The sequence below is a fragment of the Enterobacter cloacae complex sp. EB5 genome, from assembly GCF_031432835.1.
Lineage (GTDB): Bacteria > Pseudomonadota > Gammaproteobacteria > Enterobacterales > Enterobacteriaceae > Enterobacter > Enterobacter hormaechei_C.
In genome coordinates this window covers 4,375,288-4,391,760 of record NZ_CP133860.1, presented here as the reverse complement: position 1 = coordinate 4,391,760, position 16,473 = coordinate 4,375,288, and the positions used below count along the sequence as shown (strand labels likewise).

The following is a 16,473-nucleotide window of genomic DNA, read 5'->3' as shown; positions in this document are numbered from 1 at the left end:
TTACGCTTTCTCGATGTTGACCAGAAACGCTTTATACTCCGGCGTTTGCGAGTTGGAATCGCCGACGTTTGGCGTCAGGGTATTGGCGATATAGCCTTTCTGCGCCACCCCTTCAAAGCCCCAGTGCAGCGGTATGCCGACGGTTTCCACCTGCTGGCCATGCACGTTCAGCGTTTGCAGACGACGGGTGACCACCGCCACCGCGCGAATAAAGCCGCGCTTGCTGCTGACCTTCACGCGATCGCCATTGGCAATGCCTTTCGCCTTCGCCAGGGTTTCGCTTATCTCCACAAACTGTTCCGGCTGCGCGATGGCGTTAAGCCGCGCGTGCTTGGTCCAGGTATGGAAATGCTCGGTCAGGCGGTAGGTGGTGCCGACATACGGGAACTTGTCCTTTTTACCTAAACGCAACACGTCGTCTTCGTAGATGCGTACCACCGGGCTTGACACCACGTTCGGGTGCAGCGGGTTAGTGCCGAGCGGCGTTTCCATCGGCTCGTAGTGTTCCGGGAACGGCCCTTCCGCCAGTTTGTCGATGGCAAACAGACGTCCCAGCCCTTCCGGCTGCATGATAAACGGCCCGGTGTTGCTGCCCGGCGCAGCGGTGTTGAAGTCCGGGATGTCGTTCCCCGTCCACTTCGTGCCGTTCCACTCGATCAGCATGCGTTTCGGATCCCACGGCTTACCGTTCACGTCTGCGGAGGCACGGTTGTACAGTACGCGGCGGTTTAACGGCCACGCCCATGCCCAGCCCAGGGTGTTACCCAGGCCTGACGGATCGGCGTTATCGCGGTTGGCCATCTGGTTACCCTGCTCCGTCCAGCTGCCGGTGTAGATCCAGCAGGACGAGGCCGTGGTACCGTCGTCACGCAACAGCGCGAAGCTATTGAGCAGCTGTCCTTTCTTCGCCACCAGATTGCCGTTGGCATCGTACAGGTCGGCCAGCGCCACGCCGTTGTTCTCTTTTGCCACCTCTTCGGACTCAGGGTGATCCGGCTGCTTGTAGTTCCAGCTCATCTTCAGCAGCGGCTCAGCGCCTTTGCCGCCTTCTGCGCGGTACATCTCGCGCAGACGATGGTAAATCCCGGCCAGAATTTCGCCGTCATTACGCGCTTCGCCCGGCGCATCCTGACCTTTCCAGTGCCACTGTAGCCAGCGGCCAGAGTTGGCAATAGAACCGTCCTCTTCCGCAAAGCAGGTCGATGGCAGGCGGAACACCTCGGTCTGAATCGCTGCCGGATCGACATCGTTTGATTCACCGTGGTTCTGCCAGAACGTAGACGTTTCGGTGACCAGCGGATCGATAACAACCATGTACTTCAGCTTGCTCAGGCTGCGAACGACTTTGTTTTTATCCGGGAATGACGCCACCGGGTTAAAGCCCTGGCAGATGTAACCCGTGACGTCACCCTTATCCATCATGTTGAAATACTTGATGACATCATAAGCCTGGTCCCATTTCGGCAACCACTCAAAGCCCCAGTCATTCTCTTTCTGCGCCGCGTCGCCGTAGAACGATTTCATCAGACTGACGGCAAACTTCGGATAGTTACTCCAGTAGTTCACCTGGTCCGGACGCGTCGCTTTTGGCGTGTTGGCGTTAATCCAGCTTTGCCAGTCGGTCTGCTTCTCGGACGGCAGGGTCAGGTAACCCGGCAGGCTGGTCGACAGCAGGCCGAGGTCGGTTAAGCCCTGAATGTTAGAGTGTCCGCGCAGGGCGTTCACGCCGCCACCGGCCATCCCCATGTTGCCGAGCAGCAGCTGGATCATCGCCATGGTACGGATGTTCTGCGCGCCCACGGTATGCTGCGTCCAGCCCAGCGCGTACAGGAACGTGGTGGTTCTGTCGGCGGCACTGGTGGAGGCCAGCACTTCACACACTTTCAGGAAGTCCGCTTTCGGCGTACCGCAGATGTTTTCCACCACGTCCGGCGTATAGCGGGAAACGTGCTGTTTCAGCAGGTTCCACACGCAGCGCGGATCGCTCAGGGTCTCATCGCGTTTCGCGTAGCCGTTTTCGTCGAACTGATAGTTCCAGGATGATTTATCGTACTGACGTTTCTCTGCGTCATAGCCGCTGAACAGACCATCTTCGAAGGCGAAATCTTCCCGCACCAGCAGGCTGGCATTGGTGTAATGCTTAACGTATTCCGCGTTAATTTTATTGTTTTCGATCAGGTACAACAGTACGCCGGAAAGGAACGTAATATCCGTACCGGAGCGGATCGGCGCATAGATATCAGCCACCGATGCCGTACGCGTAAAGCGTGGATCGACGACAATCAGCGTCGCATCGTTGTTGTTTTTCGCTTCCATCGCCCAGCGGAATCCCACCGGATGGGCTTCAGCGGCGTTACCGCCCATCACCACCACAACGTTAGCGTTTTTGATATCAACCCAGTGGTTGGTCATCGCACCGCGACCAAATGTTGGAGCAAGACTTGCTACCGTTGGTCCGTGTCAGACGCGCGCCTGGTTATCAACTGCCAGCATGCCGAGGGAGCGCACAAATTTTTGCGTCAGCATGCCGGTCTCATTACTTGCCGCAGAGGCACACAGCATCCCGGTGGAGGTCCAGCGGTTTACCGTGATGCCCTGCTCGTTCTTCTCAATAAAATTGGCGTCGCGATCCGCTTTCATCAGTTTTGCAATTCGGGAGAAAGCGTCGTCCCAGGAGATACGCTGCCATTTGTCGGAACCCGGCGCACGATATTCCGGGTAGCGCAGACGGTTTTCACTGTGGACGTAGTCCAGCAGCCCCGCCCCTTTCGGGCAAAGCGCCCCGCGGCTCACCGGATGGTCCGGATCCCCTTCAATATGATAAATCGCTTCTTTGGCGTTCTTCGCGCCATCACCCAGGCTATACATTAATAGCCCACAACCCACGGAGCAGTATGTGCAGGTGTTACGGATCTCTTTCGCGCGCAGCAGTTTATAGTTGCGTGCCTGAGCCAGCGCCATTTTGGGAGCGAATCCCAGCATTGCGGCTGTTGTTCCGGCCATACCGCCCGCGCAGATTTTAAAAAATTGTCTGCGGCTGACGTCCATTGTTGTCCTCGTTATCTGATAAGACTTCGCGCGGCAAACTAACAGCAAAGCCCCTTTTTTTATTGCGTCAAATCAAGGTCGCTATACTTAGCCCCCCAAATAGTCACTGCTGGTACGATTTGCTACTCTTTTCGGGGTATCTGCCCCTGAGAAAATTCGCCAGGTGAAGCGGATAGATGCTATAAGTTTTCCCTTTGATTTTTAGAAGACTGGCAGGGTAATGGACAGAAAAAGAGCAACGCTGACAGGCCTGGCGGCCATATTGCTGTGGAGCACCATGGTGGGTCTCATCCGCAGCGTCAGTGAAGGACTGGGGCCGGTGGGCGGCGCGGCGATGATTTATACCGTCAGCGGGCTGTTGTGTCTGGTGACGGTGGGTTTTCCCGATCTCCGGCGTTTTTCCACGCGCTATCTTCTTGCGGGCAGCATCCTGTTTGTCAGCTATGAGATGTGTCTGGCCCTGTCGCTGGGATATGCCGCGACGCGCTCACAGGCGATTGAAGTCGGTATGGTCAATTATCTGTGGCCAAGCCTGACGATTGCGTTCGCGATTTTGTTCAACGGGCAAAAAACCACCCTGTGGGTGATCCCTGGGCTTCTCATCTCGCTGTTGGGGGTGTGCTGGGTTTTAGGTGGCGAAAACGGTCTGCAACTGAATGACATCATGCAGAACGTCGTTACCAGTCCGCTAAGTTATGGGCTGGCGTTTGCTGGCGCTTTTATCTGGGCCGCCTACTGCACCGTCACCAGCAAGTATGCCAAAGGGCAAAATGGCATTACCCTTTTCGTCCTGCTGACCGCCCTGAGCCTATGGGTCAAATATGCCGTCAGCGATCAGCCCGAAATGGTGTTCAGCGTCCCGGTTGTGGTGAAGCTATTGATGTGTGGGGTTGCGCTTGGCTTTGGCTACGCCGCCTGGAATATCGGTATTCTTCACGGTAACGTCACGGTGCTTGCGGCTGTCTCTTATTTTACGCCAGTTCTTTCCGCCGCACTGGCGGCTATTCTGCTGAGTTCTCCGCTTTCACTCTCATTCTGGCAAGGGGCATTGATGGTGTGCGCCGGATCGTTACTGTGCTGGTATGCCACCCGCAAATAGCATTTTTATTTTTGCCGGGTACCGAATATGCCCGGCAAAATATTAACAATATTTTAATATGTGATCACACCCCCGAATATAATTCGTAACATTAGAGAGTAATTAAATTTCTGTATAGAGTGCTCACAGAAAGCCAGAACTGTCGTGAAAATTGACATAAACTGACAACGCAGGTAATTAATTCAGCGCCAATAATACCGCGCTATATAGCACAAAGTGCAATAGTATATTTCTGAATGTTTCCTCTAAAAACAGGCGCCGATTCCTCGAAAAAATCTATAATTCGCTGTTTTCAAAGATGTTATAGCGCCACACGCGTTGATACTCTCTGTCAAACCCCTTTAATTCCCCTAAAAAACTAAAACGTCCGACAATTATTTACAGCCATATTATCGTGGTTTGTTAATAATCAATTTATGTCTATATATTAACCTGAATGGCCAATTTAAGGGCAATTAATCCGATCAGGATCACACTAATTGAAATTATCTTTAATATTTTGAAACTTATTATTGAAAGCAGTCTACGGAATTTTAAAAATAGTCTGCCATTGACGATAAGCCTCGTTTAAAAATCGCTCAGGTGGCTTAGGAAATACCTAAATAAAATTATAAGGATTATTTAAGATGAAACTTAAATTAGTTGCAGTGGCAGTGACTTCCATGTTGGCAGCTGGCGTTGTTAACGCGGCTGAAGTTTTTAACAAAGACGGTAACAAACTGGATCTGTACGGCAAAGTTACTGGTCTGCACTATTTTTCTGATGATGCTGGTAGCGACGGCGACAAAACGTATGTTCGTCTGGGCTTCAAAGGTGAAACTCAGATCAACGATCAGCTGACCGGATACGGTCAGTGGGAATATGAGTTCAAGGGCAATCGCTCTGAAGCTCAAGGTTCCGACGGCAACAAAACCCGTCTGGCGTACGCTGGTCTGAAATTCGATGAATTCGGTTCCTTCGACTACGGTCGTAACTACGGTGTGGCTTATGACATCGGCGCGTGGACTGACGTTCTGCCAGAGTTCGGTGGCGATACCTGGACGCAGACTGACGGCTTCATGACCGGCCGTACCACTGGCGTTGCAACCTACCGTAACACCGACTTCTTTGGTCTGGTTGACGGCCTGAACGTTGCTGCCCAGTACCAGGGTAAAAACGACCGTGACGATATCACCGAATCCAACGGTGACGGCTGGGGTCTCTCTTCTACCTATGAATTCGACGGCTTCGGTGTGGGTGCGACCTACGCGAAATCTGACCGTACCGACCGTCAGGTTCGTGCTGCAAGCAACCTGAACGCCGGTGGCGAAAACGCAGAAGTCTGGGCTGCTGGCCTGAAGTACGATGCGAACAACATCTACCTGGCAACCACCTACTCTGAAACCCGCAACATGACGGCTTTCGGTAACGGTCACGTTGCCAACAAAGCGCAGAACTTCGAAGTTGTGGCTCAGTACCAGTTCGACTTCGGTCTGCGTCCGTCCATCGCTTACCTGAAATCCAAAGGTAAAGACATCGGTTCTTATGGCGACCAGGACCTGGTTGAATACGTTGACGTTGGCGCGAGCTACTACTTCAACAAAAACATGTCCACCTATGTTGATTACAAAATCAACCTCGTGGATGACAGCCAGTTCACCAAAGATGCCAAAGTGGCTACCGACAACATCGTGGCTGTGGGTCTGACCTACCAGTTCTAAGATCTGTTAGTTCAAAAGGCCAGCCCTCGCGGCTGGCCTTTTTTATTACTGCTGCCCTCCAACCTTCGCCAGACTAAACCAGATCCCCACCGCCAGAATCAGCAGCATGCCTCCCGCACTGCCCAGGGCCACGCTGTGCGAGGTGATGAACGCGGTTTTCGCCGCCGTCATCACCGGCTCAGCCAGTGACGGCGTCAGCTCCTGCGCCACCTTCATCGCTTCACCGATGGACGACGAGGCTTTATCGGTCAGCGACGCGCTCAGCCCCTGCGGCAGTACAATTGACGCCGAAAAGCTGCGGGTTAACAGCAGACCGAAAATGGCGATCCCCAGACCAGCACCCAGCTCGTAGGACATGGTTTCGATCGCGCCTGCGGCGGCCGCTTTCTCTTTCGGCGCGGCAGCCATGATCGCTGACGTCGAGGCCAGCAGTGCGCTGGCGGCACTGAAGCCCAACAGCACCATCAGGCTCCACGCCTGCCACTGTTGGGTGCTGAAATCGAGCGTCGACAGGCCGATAAAACTGACCGCGCTAAGCCCCATGCCTCCGGCCGCGACAATGCGTAGCCCCAGACGCCCGACCAGCACGCCCGCGATCGGCCCGCTAAATCCGCTCGCCACCATCACCGGCAGCATGAATATCCCTGCTTCAAACGGCGTAAAACCATGCACGAACTGCAACTCCTGCGCCATCAGCAGTTCAAAGCCCACCAGCGCAATCATGGCGGTCATCGCCATGACCACGCCGCTTAAAATAATGCGATGGCAAAACAGGCGCATGTCGATCATCGGCACGCGCGCGCGCAGCTGGATACGGACGAAGATAAACAGCATCACCGCCCCGGTAAGCAGCGTACAGGCCACCATCCACGGCGACAGCACCCCTTTCAGGGCGGTTTTGGCGCTATAGACCAGCAGTAAAATCGCTACAATCAGCATAATGGCATGGCTGATATTGAGCGGCTGCTCGGGCCGCCCCTGCTGAGCAGGCACAAAGCGCGCAGCAAGCGAAACCACGATCAGCACGATCGGCACGTTAATCAGGAACACCGACCCCCAGTAAAAGTGCTCCAGCAACATGCCGCCAATCAGCGGGCCAAACGCCGCGCCGCCCGACCCAACGGCAGCCCAGACGCCGAGGGCGATATTACGATGCCGCGCATCAATAAACAGGGTGCGGATCCCTGCAAGCGTAGCCGGAATAATCATCGCCGCGCCAATCGCCAGCGACGCGCGGGCGGTAATCAGCCAGCCCGCGGACGGCGCAAATGCCGCCGCTAACGATGACAGGCCAAACAGCACGCTGCCGATCATCAGCAGGCGCTTAAAACCTATGCGATCGCCCAGCGCGCCCATCGGCAGCACCATCCCCGCCATCACCAGCGAGTAAATATCAATAATCCACAGCAATTCGTTGCCGCTGGCCCCCAGCGTCATGCTCAATGTTGGCGCCGCCACGTGCAGCACCGTCGCGTCAATCGCCACCGGGATATACACCAGCACGATAATTACTAACGCTAACCACTGACGAAACATAAATTTCCTTTTCAGTTAAAAACTGGACACATGTCCAGAATGCGATCCTACGTAAAGTTGAACACTTGTCCAGCTCTTTGTTACACTCGTTTCGTTGCCATTGAGAGTGAGAAATTATGCGTTATCTGAGCAAGGACGAGCGGCGGGAAGAGATCCTCCAGGCCGCGATTCGCGTGGCGCTGACCGAAGGATTCGCGGCAATGACCGTGCGCCGCATCGCCACCGAAGCGGGCGTCGCCACCGGGCAGGTACATCACCACTTTGCGTCGGCGGGCGAGCTTAAATCGCTGGCGTTTGTCCGGCTGATCCGCGATTTGCTGGATGCTGAAATCGTTGGCGAAAACGCTGGCTGGCGCGAGCGCCTGCATGCCATGCTCGGCAGCGATGACGGCGGGTTTGAGCCCTACATTCGACTGTGGCGGGAGGCGCAAATTCTCGCCAGCCGGGATAGCGATATCAAAGGCGCCTACGTTTTGACTATGGAGATGTGGCACCAGGAAACGGTCGCGATTATCCGCGCCGGGGCGGAGGCCAACGCCTTTACGCTTGCTGACCAGCCGGAAAATATCGCCTGGCGTTTAATTGGTCTGGTATGTGGCCTGGATGGCATATACGTATTAAATATGCCTGAAATGGACGACGCGGCATTTAATAAGCATCTGGATAAACTTATCTCCCTCGAATTGTTTTAATACTCCCATCGGGGTATTAATTTCCGCAAATAGTTACAATTAGTAACACATAAAGCGAACCCTGATTCCCATTCCAAACTCAGGGATTCGCTTTTTTATCTATCCTTTCAGATGTATCCCATAACATCCAATAATTTCTACAAACTGCCGACAGGTATCTTTCTGTTTTTACTTCTTTTTTCTCTCCATTTTGGTAAGCAAGAGGGTGATATGTCACATCAAAGCGAGAAGAGTAATCAGCATCTGTTGAGTAACTGGAAACCGGAAAACGCGCAATTTTGGGAGAATAAAGGGAAACATATCGCACGAAGAAACCTGTGGATTTCCGTGGCGTGTTTGCTTCTCGCGTTTTGTGTCTGGATGTTGTTTAGCGCTATTGCGGTAAACCTTAATAAGGTCGGATTTAATTTCAGCACCGATCAGCTTTTTATGCTAACGGCATTACCTTCTCTCTCCGGCGCGATATTGCGTGTCCCCTACTCTTTTATGGTGCCGATATTTGGCGGACGTTACTGGACCGTGTTGAGCACCGTGATCCTGGTCGTGCCCTGTGTCTGGCTTGGGATCGCCATCCAGAATACCGCTACGCCTTACTGGGTCTTTATCATCATCGCACTGCTGTGCGGTTTTGCCGGCGCCAACTTCGCTTCCAGCATGGGAAACATCAGCTTCTTCTTCCCGAAAGCCAGACAGGGCAGCGCGCTGGGCATTAACGGCGGGCTGGGTAACCTGGGCGTGAGCGTGATGCAGCTGGTTGCGCCGCTGGTGATTTTCCTGCCGATGTTTACCTTCCTCGGCGTGCACGGCGTACCGCAGGAGGATGGCTCGACGATGTGGCTGGCGAACGCGGCGTGGATCTGGGCGCCGCTGCTGATTCTTGCCACCCTTGCGGCGTTTTTTGGCATGAACGACATCGCCAGCTCGAAAGCGTCCATTGCCAGCCAGCTTCCGGTGCTTAAGCGCTTTCATCTCTGGCTGCTGAGCCTGCTTTATCTGGCCACCTTCGGCTCGTTTATCGGTTTCTCGGCAGGCTTTGCTATGCTGTCGAAAACCCAGTTTCCGGACGTAAATATCCTCCACCTCGCCTTCTTTGGCCCGCTGATCGGCGCCCTGGCGCGTTCCGCTGGCGGGATGATCTCGGACAGGCTGGGCGGCGTACGGGTGACGCTGATCAACTTCGTCTTTATGGCCATCTTTAGCGCCCTGATTTTCCTGACGCTCCCCGGGTCTGGTTCAGGCAGTTTTATGGCCTTCTATCTGGTCTTTATGGGCCTGTTTTTGACCGCAGGCCTGGGCAGCGGCTCGACCTTCCAGATGATCGCGATTATCTTTCGCCAAATCACCCTCGACCGCGTGAAAAAACAGGGCGGGAGCGACGAACAGGCGCAGCATGAAGCGGTGACCGAAACGGCTGCCGCGCTGGGCTTTATCTCTGCCATCGGTGCGGTAGGCGGGTTCTTTATTCCCAAAGCCTTTGGCACATCCCTGGCGATGACCGGTTCCCCGGTGGGCGCCATGAAAGTCTTCCTCGTGTTTTACATCGTCTGCGTGCTCGTCACCTGGCTGGTGTACGGCCGCAAATCCTCACAAAAATAATAACTACATCTTCGCCGGAGCGTGATGCCTTACCCTCCGGCCATGCTATCGAAGCAGGAGAAATGTCATGAGCAAACTGTTGGACCGCTTCCGTTACTTCAAAACAAAAGGCGACAGTTTCGCCGATGGGCACGGGCAGGTGTACCACACCAACCGCGACTGGGAGGACAGCTACCGTCAGCGCTGGCAGTTCGATAAAATTGTGCGATCCACCCACGGCGTTAACTGCACCGGCTCCTGTAGCTGGAAGATTTATGTCAAAAATGGCCTGGTGACCTGGGAAACCCAGCAGACCGACTACCCGCGCACCCGCCCTGACCTGCCTAACCACGAACCGCGCGGCTGCCCGCGTGGCGCAAGTTACTCATGGTATCTCTACAGCGCCAACCGTCTCAAGTACCCGCTGGTACGCCGCAGGCTGATCGAACTCTGGCGCGAGGCGCTGGCGCAGCATACCGATCCGGTGCTGGCCTGGGATGCCATCCAGAACGATCCGCAGAAAGCGCAGAGCTACAGGAAAGCGCGCGGAAAAGGCGGTTTTATCCGCTCAAACTGGAAAGAGCTTAACCAGCTGATTGCTGCCGCTAACGTCTGGACCATCAAGAACTATGGCCCGGATCGGGTAGCCGGTTTTTCCCCCATCCCGGCCATGTCGATGGTCTCTTATGCCGCCGGTACGCGCTATCTCTCCCTGCTCGGCGGCACCTGCCTGAGCTTCTATGACTGGTACTGCGATCTGCCTCCGGCGTCGCCGATGACCTGGGGCGAACAGACCGACGTGCCGGAATCGGCGGACTGGTACAACTCCAGCTATATCATTGCCTGGGGGTCGAACGTGCCGCAGACGCGCACCCCGGACGCCCACTTCTTTACCGAAGTGCGTTACAAGGGCACCAAGACCGTCGCCATTACGCCGGATTTCTCGGAGGTAGCGAAGCTCAGCGACCAGTGGCTGGCCCCCAAACAGGGTACCGACAGCGCCCTTGCCATGGCGATGGGGCATGTGATCCTCAAAGAGTTCCACCTCGATAACCCGAGCGAGTACTTCCTCAACTATTGCCGCCGCTACACCGACATGCCGATGCTGGTTCTGCTGGATGAACAGGCTGACGGTCGCGTGGTGCCGGGCCGCATGCTGCGCGCGTCGGATCTGGCCGACGGGCTGGGCGAAACCAACAACCCGGAGTGGAAAACCATCGCCTTTGACGTGACCGGAAATCTGGTGGCGCCGAATGGTTCCATCGGCTTCCGCTGGGGTGAAAAAGGCAAATGGAACCTGGAGTCGCTGGCCGCGGGACAGGAAACCGAGCTGACGCTTTCCCTGCTCATCACCCACGACAGCGTGGCAGACGTGGCCTTCCCGTACTTCGGCGGCAACGAGAACCCGCATTTCCGCAGCGTGAAGCAGGAGCCAGTGCTGACGCGCCGCGTACCGAGTAAAACCCTGACCCTGGCCGACGGCAGCCAGAGACGCGTGGTGAGCGTGTATGATCTGGTGCTCGCAAACTACGGCCTCGATCGCGGTCTGGAAGACAATAACGCGGCGACAAACTACGCCGAGATAAAAGCCTACACCCCGGCCTGGGGCGAACAAATTACCGGCGTCCCCGCTTACCTGATAGAAAAAATCGCCCGTGAATTTGCCGACACAGCGCACAAAACTCACGGTCGGTCGATGATCATCCTCGGGGCCGGTGTGAACCACTGGTACCACATGGACATGAACTACCGCGGGATGATCAACATGCTGGTCTTCTGCGGCTGCGTCGGGCAGAGCGGCGGCGGCTGGTCGCACTACGTGGGCCAGGAGAAGCTGCGTCCGCAAACCGGCTGGCTGCCGCTGGCCTTCGCGCTGGACTGGAACCGTCCGCCGCGCCAGATGAACAGCACATCGTACTTCTACAACCACGCCAGCCAGTGGCGCTATGAGAAGCTCACCGCACAGGAACTGCTTTCTCCCCTTGCAGACGCATCGAAATTTACCGGTCACCTGATTGATTTCAACGTCCGCGCCGAGCGCATGGGCTGGCTCCCTTCCGCGCCGCAGCTCAACCTCAACCCGCTGCACGTGAAAGCTCGCGCTGAAGCCGCCGGGATGTCACCGCAGGATTACACCGTGCAGGCGTTAAAATCGGGTGATATTCGCTTCGCCTGCGAACAGCCGGATAACGGCAAGAACCACCCGCGCAACCTGTTCGTCTGGCGTTCTAACCTGCTCGGTTCGTCCGGGAAAGGCCATGAATACATGCTGAAATACCTGCTTGGCACCGAGAGCGGTATTCAGGGTGAGGATTTAGGCTCAACGGACGACGTGAAGCCCGAGGAAGTGGAATGGCAAACCGCCGCCATTGAGGGCAAGCTGGATCTGCTGGTGACGCTCGATTTCCGTATGTCCAGCACCTGCCTGTTCTCGGATATCGTCCTGCCCACCGCCACCTGGTATGAAAAAGACGATATGAATACCTCGGACATGCATCCGTTTATTCACCCGCTTTCCGCCGCCGTGGACCCGGCGTGGGAGTCCCGCAGCGACTGGGAGATCTACAAGGGCATCGCCAAAGTCTTCTCTGAAGTATGCGTCGGGCATCTCGGCACTGAAACTGACGTGGTGCTACAGCCGCTTCAGCATGACTCCCCGGGGGAGCTGTCGCAGCCGTTTGATATTCTGGACTGGCGCAAAGGCGAGTGCGATCTGATCCCCGGCAAAACGGCACCGAACATCGCCGTGGTCGAGCGTAACTACCCGGAAACCTACGAGCGCTTTACGGCCCTTGGGCCGCTGCTGGACAAGCTCGGTAACGGCGGAAAAGGCATATCGTGGAACACCCAGAACGAGGTCGATTTCCTCGGCAAGCTCAACTACGTCAAGCCTGACGGCCCGGCGAAAGGTCGCCCTCGCATCGAGACCGCCATTGACGCTTCAGAGGTGATCCTCGCCCTTGCGCCGGAAACTAACGGTCAGGTCGCGGTCAAAGCCTGGGAAGCCCTCGGCGAACTGACCGGGCGCGATCACACTCATCTGGCGCTGAACAAAGAAGACGAGAAAATCCGCTTCCGCGATATTCAGGCGCAGCCGCGCAAAATAATCTCCAGCCCAACGTGGTCCGGTCTTGAGAGCGAGCACGTCTCCTATAACGCAGGCTATACCAACGTTCACGAGCTGATCCCGTGGCGCACGATTTCGGGCCGCCAGCAGCTGTATCAGGATCATGCCTGGATGCGCGCCTTCGGGGAGAGTCTGGTGGCCTATCGTCCACCGATTGATACCCGGAGCGTCACCCATATGCGCGAGATCCCGCCGAACGGCTTCCCGGAAAAAGCGCTTAACTTCCTGACGCCGCACCAGAAATGGGGCATTCATTCCACCTACAGCGAAAACCTGCTGATGCAGACCCTGTCGCGCGGGGGGCCAATCGTCTGGATCAGCGAAACCGACGCGCGCGAGCTGGGCATTGAGGACAACGACTGGATCGAAGCCTTTAACGCCAACGGCGCCCTCACCGCCCGCGCGGTGGTCAGCCAGCGCGTGCCGCCGGGCATGACCATGATGTACCACGCTCAGGAGCGCATCCTTAACATTCCGGGGTCAGAAGTGACCGGACGGCGCGGCGGGATCCACAACTCGGTCACCCGCGTCTGCCCGAAACCGACCCACATGATCGGCGGCTACGCGCAGCTGGCGTACAGCTTCAACTATTACGGCACCGTCGGCTCGAACCGCGACGAGTTCATCATGATCCGCAAAATGAAAAACATTAACTGGCTGGACGGCGAAGGTCGGGATCAGGTACAGGAGGCGAAAAAATGAAAATACGCTCACAGGTTGGCATGGTACTGAATCTCGATAAATGCATTGGCTGCCACACCTGCTCGGTCACCTGTAAGAACGTCTGGACCGGGCGCGAAGGGATGGAGTACGCGTGGTTTAATAACGTCGAAACCAAACCGGGTATCGGCTATCCGAAAAACTGGGAAGATCAGGATGAGTGGCAAGGTGGCTGGATCCGTGGCATTCACGGCAAGCTGACCCCGCGCCTAGGCGGCAAAATGGGCGTGCTGTCGAAGATATTCGCCAACCCCGTCCTGCCGCAGATTGACGATTACTATGAACCCTTCACCTTCGATTACCAGGATCTGCACCGCGCGCCAGAGGGCGATCACCTCCCTACCGCCCGCCCGCGCTCGCTGATTGACGGCAAGCGAATGGATAAAATCGAATGGGGGCCCAACTGGGAGGAGCTGCTGGGCGGCGAATTCGAAAAACGCGCCCGCGACCGCAACTTCCAGAAGATCCAGAAAGAGATGTACGGTCAGTTTGAAAACACCTTCATGATGTATTTGCCGCGCCTGTGCGAGCACTGCCTGAACCCGAGCTGCGTCGCCACCTGCCCGAGCGGTGCGATTTACAAACGCGAAGAGGACGGCATTGTGCTGATCGACCAGGACAAATGCCGCGGCTGGCGTCTGTGCATCAGCGGCTGCCCGTACAAGAAAATCTACTTCAACTGGAAGAGCGGCAAATCAGAAAAATGCATCTTCTGCTATCCGCGCATTGAATCCGGCCAGCCGACCGTCTGCTCGGAAACCTGCGTCGGGCGCATCCGCTATCTCGGCGTGCTGCTGTACGATGCGGACCGTATCGAGGAGGCAGCGAGCACCGAGCATGAGACCGACCTGTACGAGCGTCAGTGCGACGTGTTCCTTAATCCGAACGATCCGGCGGTGATTGAGGAAGCGTTGAAACAGGGTATTCCGCAGAACGTCATTGACGCGGCACAGCGTTCCCCGGTTTACAAAATGGCGATGGACTGGAAGCTTGCCCTGCCGCTGCATCCGGAATACCGCACCCTGCCGATGGTCTGGTATGTGCCGCCGCTGTCACCGATTCAGTCCTACGCGGACGCGGGTGGTCTGCCGCAGAGCGACGGCGTGCTGCCTGCGGTCGAAAGCCTGCGCATTCCGGTGCAGTACCTGGCAAACATGCTCAGCGCGGGCGATACCGGTCCGGTGCTGCGCGCCCTGAAGCGCATGATGGCGATGCGCCACTACAAGCGTTCCCAGACCGTGGAAGGCGTGACCGACACCCGCGCCATCGAAGAAGTGGGCCTGACCGAAGCGCAGGTTGAGGAGATGTACCGCTATCTGGCTATCGCCAACTACGAAGACCGCTTCGTGATCCCGACCAGCCACCGTGAAATGGCGCGCGACGCCTTCCCGGAGAAAAACGGCTGCGGCTTCACCTTTGGCGACGGCTGCCACGGCTCCGACACCAAATTCAACCTCTTCAACAGCAGCCGCATCGACGCGATCAACATCACCGAAGTGCGCGATCACGGGGAGGGAGAGTAATGCAAATCCTCAAAATCATCGCGCTGCTCATTGAGTATCCCGATGAGCTGCTGTGGGAAAACCGTGACGAAGCGCTTTCCCTGGTGGAACAGGACGCGCCCATGCTGCTGTCGTTTGCGCAGCAGTATCTGAGCGCCCCGCTGCTGGATAAGCAGGCCGAATGGTGTGAAGTCTTCGAGCGGGGGCGCGCAACGTCGCTCCTGCTGTTCGAGCACGTTCACGCCGAGTCTCGCGATCGCGGTCAGGCGATGGTCGATCTCATGAGCCAGTATGAGAAAGCCGGCCTTCAGCTTGACTGCCGCGAGCTGCCGGACTATCTGCCGCTCTATCTGGAATATCTCAGTATCGTCAGCGATGACGAGGCGCGTGAAGGGTTGCAAAACGTCGCGCCGATCCTGGCGCTGATTGGTGGACGCCTGAAACAGCGTGAGGTAGCACATTACCAGCTGTTTGACGCCCTGCTGACGCTGGCCGGAACGCGCCTTTCCAGCGACAGCGTGGCGAAACAGGTGTCCGGTGAAAAACGGGATGATACCCGTCAGGCGCTGGACGCCGTGTGGGAAGAGGAACAGGTGAAGTTTATTGAAGACAACGCCACATCGTGCGACAGCTCGCCGATGCAGCAATATCAACGACGCTTTAGCCAGGACGTCGCGCCGCAGTACGTGGACGTCAGCGCCGGAGGCCCAAAATGACACATTACCTGAACGTATTTTTCTATGACATTTACCCCTACATCTGCGCCACCGTGTTTTTCCTTGGCAGCTGGTTGCGCTACGACTACGGGCAGTACACCTGGCGCGCCTCGTCGAGCCAGATGCTCAGCAAGCGCGGTATGAACTGGGGCTCTAACCTGTTTCATATCGGTATTCTGGGGATCTTCTTCGGGCACCTGTTCGGCATGTTAACCCCGCACTGGATGTACGCCTGGTTTTTACCCATCGCGGTTAAACAGCAGTTAGCCATGATTGCGGGGGGTATTTGCGGGGTGCTGACGCTGATTGGCGGGTCGATGCTGCTGATCCGCCGCCTGTTCAACCAGCGGGTGCGCGCCACGTCCACCACGCCGGATATCATCATCATGAGTATCCTGCTGATCCAGTGCATTCTGGGGCTGTCGACCATTCCTTTCTCCGCTCAGTACCCTGACGGAAGCGAGATGATGAAGCTGGTCGGCTGGGCGCAGGGGATCGTGACGTTTAAGGGCGGCTCGTCGGAAATGCTGAGCGGCGTCGCGCCAATCTTCCGCGTGCATCTGGTGCTGGGGATGACGATCTTCCTTATCTTCCCGTTCACCCGCCTGGTGCACGTATGGAGCGCGCCGTTTGAGTATTTCACCCGTCGCTATCAGGTGGTGAGATCGCGCCGTTGATTTTGTCGGGTGGCGGCTACGCCTTACCCGACCTACGTTTCAAGCCGCTGTTGGCCCGGTAAGGCGTAGCCGCCACCGGGC

General features: G+C 56.5%; 10 protein-coding genes. 8 read left to right on the top strand and 2 right to left on the bottom strand.

The features are described from left to right. On the bottom strand, nucleotides 1–3,048 hold the full coding sequence (fdnG, locus tag RHN82_RS21105; protein WP_104999909.1) for a formate dehydrogenase-N subunit alpha: 3,048 nt from the start codon (nucleotides 3,046–3,048) through the stop codon (nucleotides 1–3). A gap of 220 nt (nucleotides 3,049–3,268) precedes the next feature. Here fdnG and yddG point away from each other — a divergent pair, with 220 nt between their 5' ends. Together yddG and ompC are read left to right on the top strand one after the other, a co-directional pair. Continuing rightward, nucleotides 3,269–4,147: an aromatic amino acid DMT transporter YddG gene (gene yddG, locus RHN82_RS21100; protein ID WP_047051079.1), complete on the top strand. Its 879-nt coding sequence runs from the start codon at nucleotides 3,269–3,271 to the stop codon at nucleotides 4,145–4,147. 626 nt (nucleotides 4,148–4,773) lie between these two features. Next, nucleotides 4,774–5,847, top strand: coding sequence for a porin OmpC (gene ompC / locus RHN82_RS21095; RefSeq protein WP_017382300.1), 1,074 nt, complete (start codon nucleotides 4,774–4,776; stop codon nucleotides 5,845–5,847). A 45-nt stretch (nucleotides 5,848–5,892) separates the two neighbouring features. Here ompC and RHN82_RS21090 read toward each other — a convergent pair whose 3' ends face one another. Further along, nucleotides 5,893–7,383: an MFS transporter gene (locus tag RHN82_RS21090; protein ID WP_047051078.1), complete on the bottom strand. Its 1,491-nt coding sequence runs from the start codon at nucleotides 7,381–7,383 to the stop codon at nucleotides 5,893–5,895. Nucleotides 7,384–7,499: 116 nt separating this feature from the next. Between RHN82_RS21090 and RHN82_RS21085 the strand changes: the two genes are divergently transcribed. From RHN82_RS21085 to narI, 6 genes are all read left to right on the top strand, one after another. Beyond that, nucleotides 7,500–8,075, top strand: coding sequence for a TetR family transcriptional regulator (locus RHN82_RS21085; protein WP_047051077.1), 576 nt, complete (start codon nucleotides 7,500–7,502; stop codon nucleotides 8,073–8,075). A 210-nt stretch (nucleotides 8,076–8,285) separates the two neighbouring features. Further along, on the top strand, nucleotides 8,286–9,671 hold the full coding sequence (locus RHN82_RS21080; protein WP_026094300.1) for a NarK family nitrate/nitrite MFS transporter: 1,386 nt from the start codon (nucleotides 8,286–8,288) through the stop codon (nucleotides 9,669–9,671). Between the two features lie 67 nt (nucleotides 9,672–9,738). Continuing rightward, the gene (locus tag RHN82_RS21075; protein ID WP_047051076.1) at nucleotides 9,739–13,479 is read left to right on the top strand and encodes a nitrate reductase subunit alpha; all 3,741 of its coding nucleotides are present in this window, start codon (nucleotides 9,739–9,741) and stop codon (nucleotides 13,477–13,479) included. Further along, complete coding sequence (gene narH, locus RHN82_RS21070) at nucleotides 13,476–15,020, top strand: nitrate reductase subunit beta (protein ID WP_045349625.1); 1,545 nt, start codon at nucleotides 13,476–13,478, stop codon at nucleotides 15,018–15,020. The genes RHN82_RS21075 and narH overlap by 4 nt, the downstream gene beginning before the upstream one ends. Beyond that, nucleotides 15,020–15,715: a nitrate reductase molybdenum cofactor assembly chaperone gene (narW, locus tag RHN82_RS21065; protein ID WP_047051075.1), complete on the top strand. Its 696-nt coding sequence runs from the start codon at nucleotides 15,020–15,022 to the stop codon at nucleotides 15,713–15,715. Before narH ends, narW begins: the two co-directional genes overlap by 1 nt. After that, nucleotides 15,712–16,392: a respiratory nitrate reductase subunit gamma gene (gene narI / locus RHN82_RS21060; protein ID WP_047051074.1), complete on the top strand. Its 681-nt coding sequence runs from the start codon at nucleotides 15,712–15,714 to the stop codon at nucleotides 16,390–16,392. Before narW ends, narI begins: the two co-directional genes overlap by 4 nt. Nucleotides 16,393–16,473: the final 81 nt, after the last annotated feature.

What these genes read in the sequence shown, in the direction of transcription:
- RHN82_RS21080 (WP_026094300.1), top strand. Translation starts at nt 8,286, where the DNA reads ATGTCACATCAAAGCGAGAAGAGTAATCAGCATCTGTTGAGTAACTGG.
- yddG (WP_047051079.1), top strand. Translation starts at nt 3,269, where the DNA reads ATGGACAGAAAAAGAGCAACGCTGACAGGCCTGGCGGCCATATTGCTG.
- ompC (WP_017382300.1), top strand. Translation starts at nt 4,774, where the DNA reads ATGAAACTTAAATTAGTTGCAGTGGCAGTGACTTCCATGTTGGCAGCT.
- RHN82_RS21090 (WP_047051078.1), bottom strand. Translation starts at nt 7,383, where the DNA reads ATGTTTCGTCAGTGGTTAGCGTTAGTAATTATCGTGCTGGTGTATATC.
- narW (WP_047051075.1), top strand. Translation starts at nt 15,020, where the DNA reads ATGCAAATCCTCAAAATCATCGCGCTGCTCATTGAGTATCCCGATGAG.
- narH (WP_045349625.1), top strand. Translation starts at nt 13,476, where the DNA reads ATGAAAATACGCTCACAGGTTGGCATGGTACTGAATCTCGATAAATGC.
- narI (WP_047051074.1), top strand. Translation starts at nt 15,712, where the DNA reads ATGACACATTACCTGAACGTATTTTTCTATGACATTTACCCCTACATC.
- RHN82_RS21085 (WP_047051077.1), top strand. Translation starts at nt 7,500, where the DNA reads ATGCGTTATCTGAGCAAGGACGAGCGGCGGGAAGAGATCCTCCAGGCC.
- RHN82_RS21075 (WP_047051076.1), top strand. Translation starts at nt 9,739, where the DNA reads ATGAGCAAACTGTTGGACCGCTTCCGTTACTTCAAAACAAAAGGCGAC.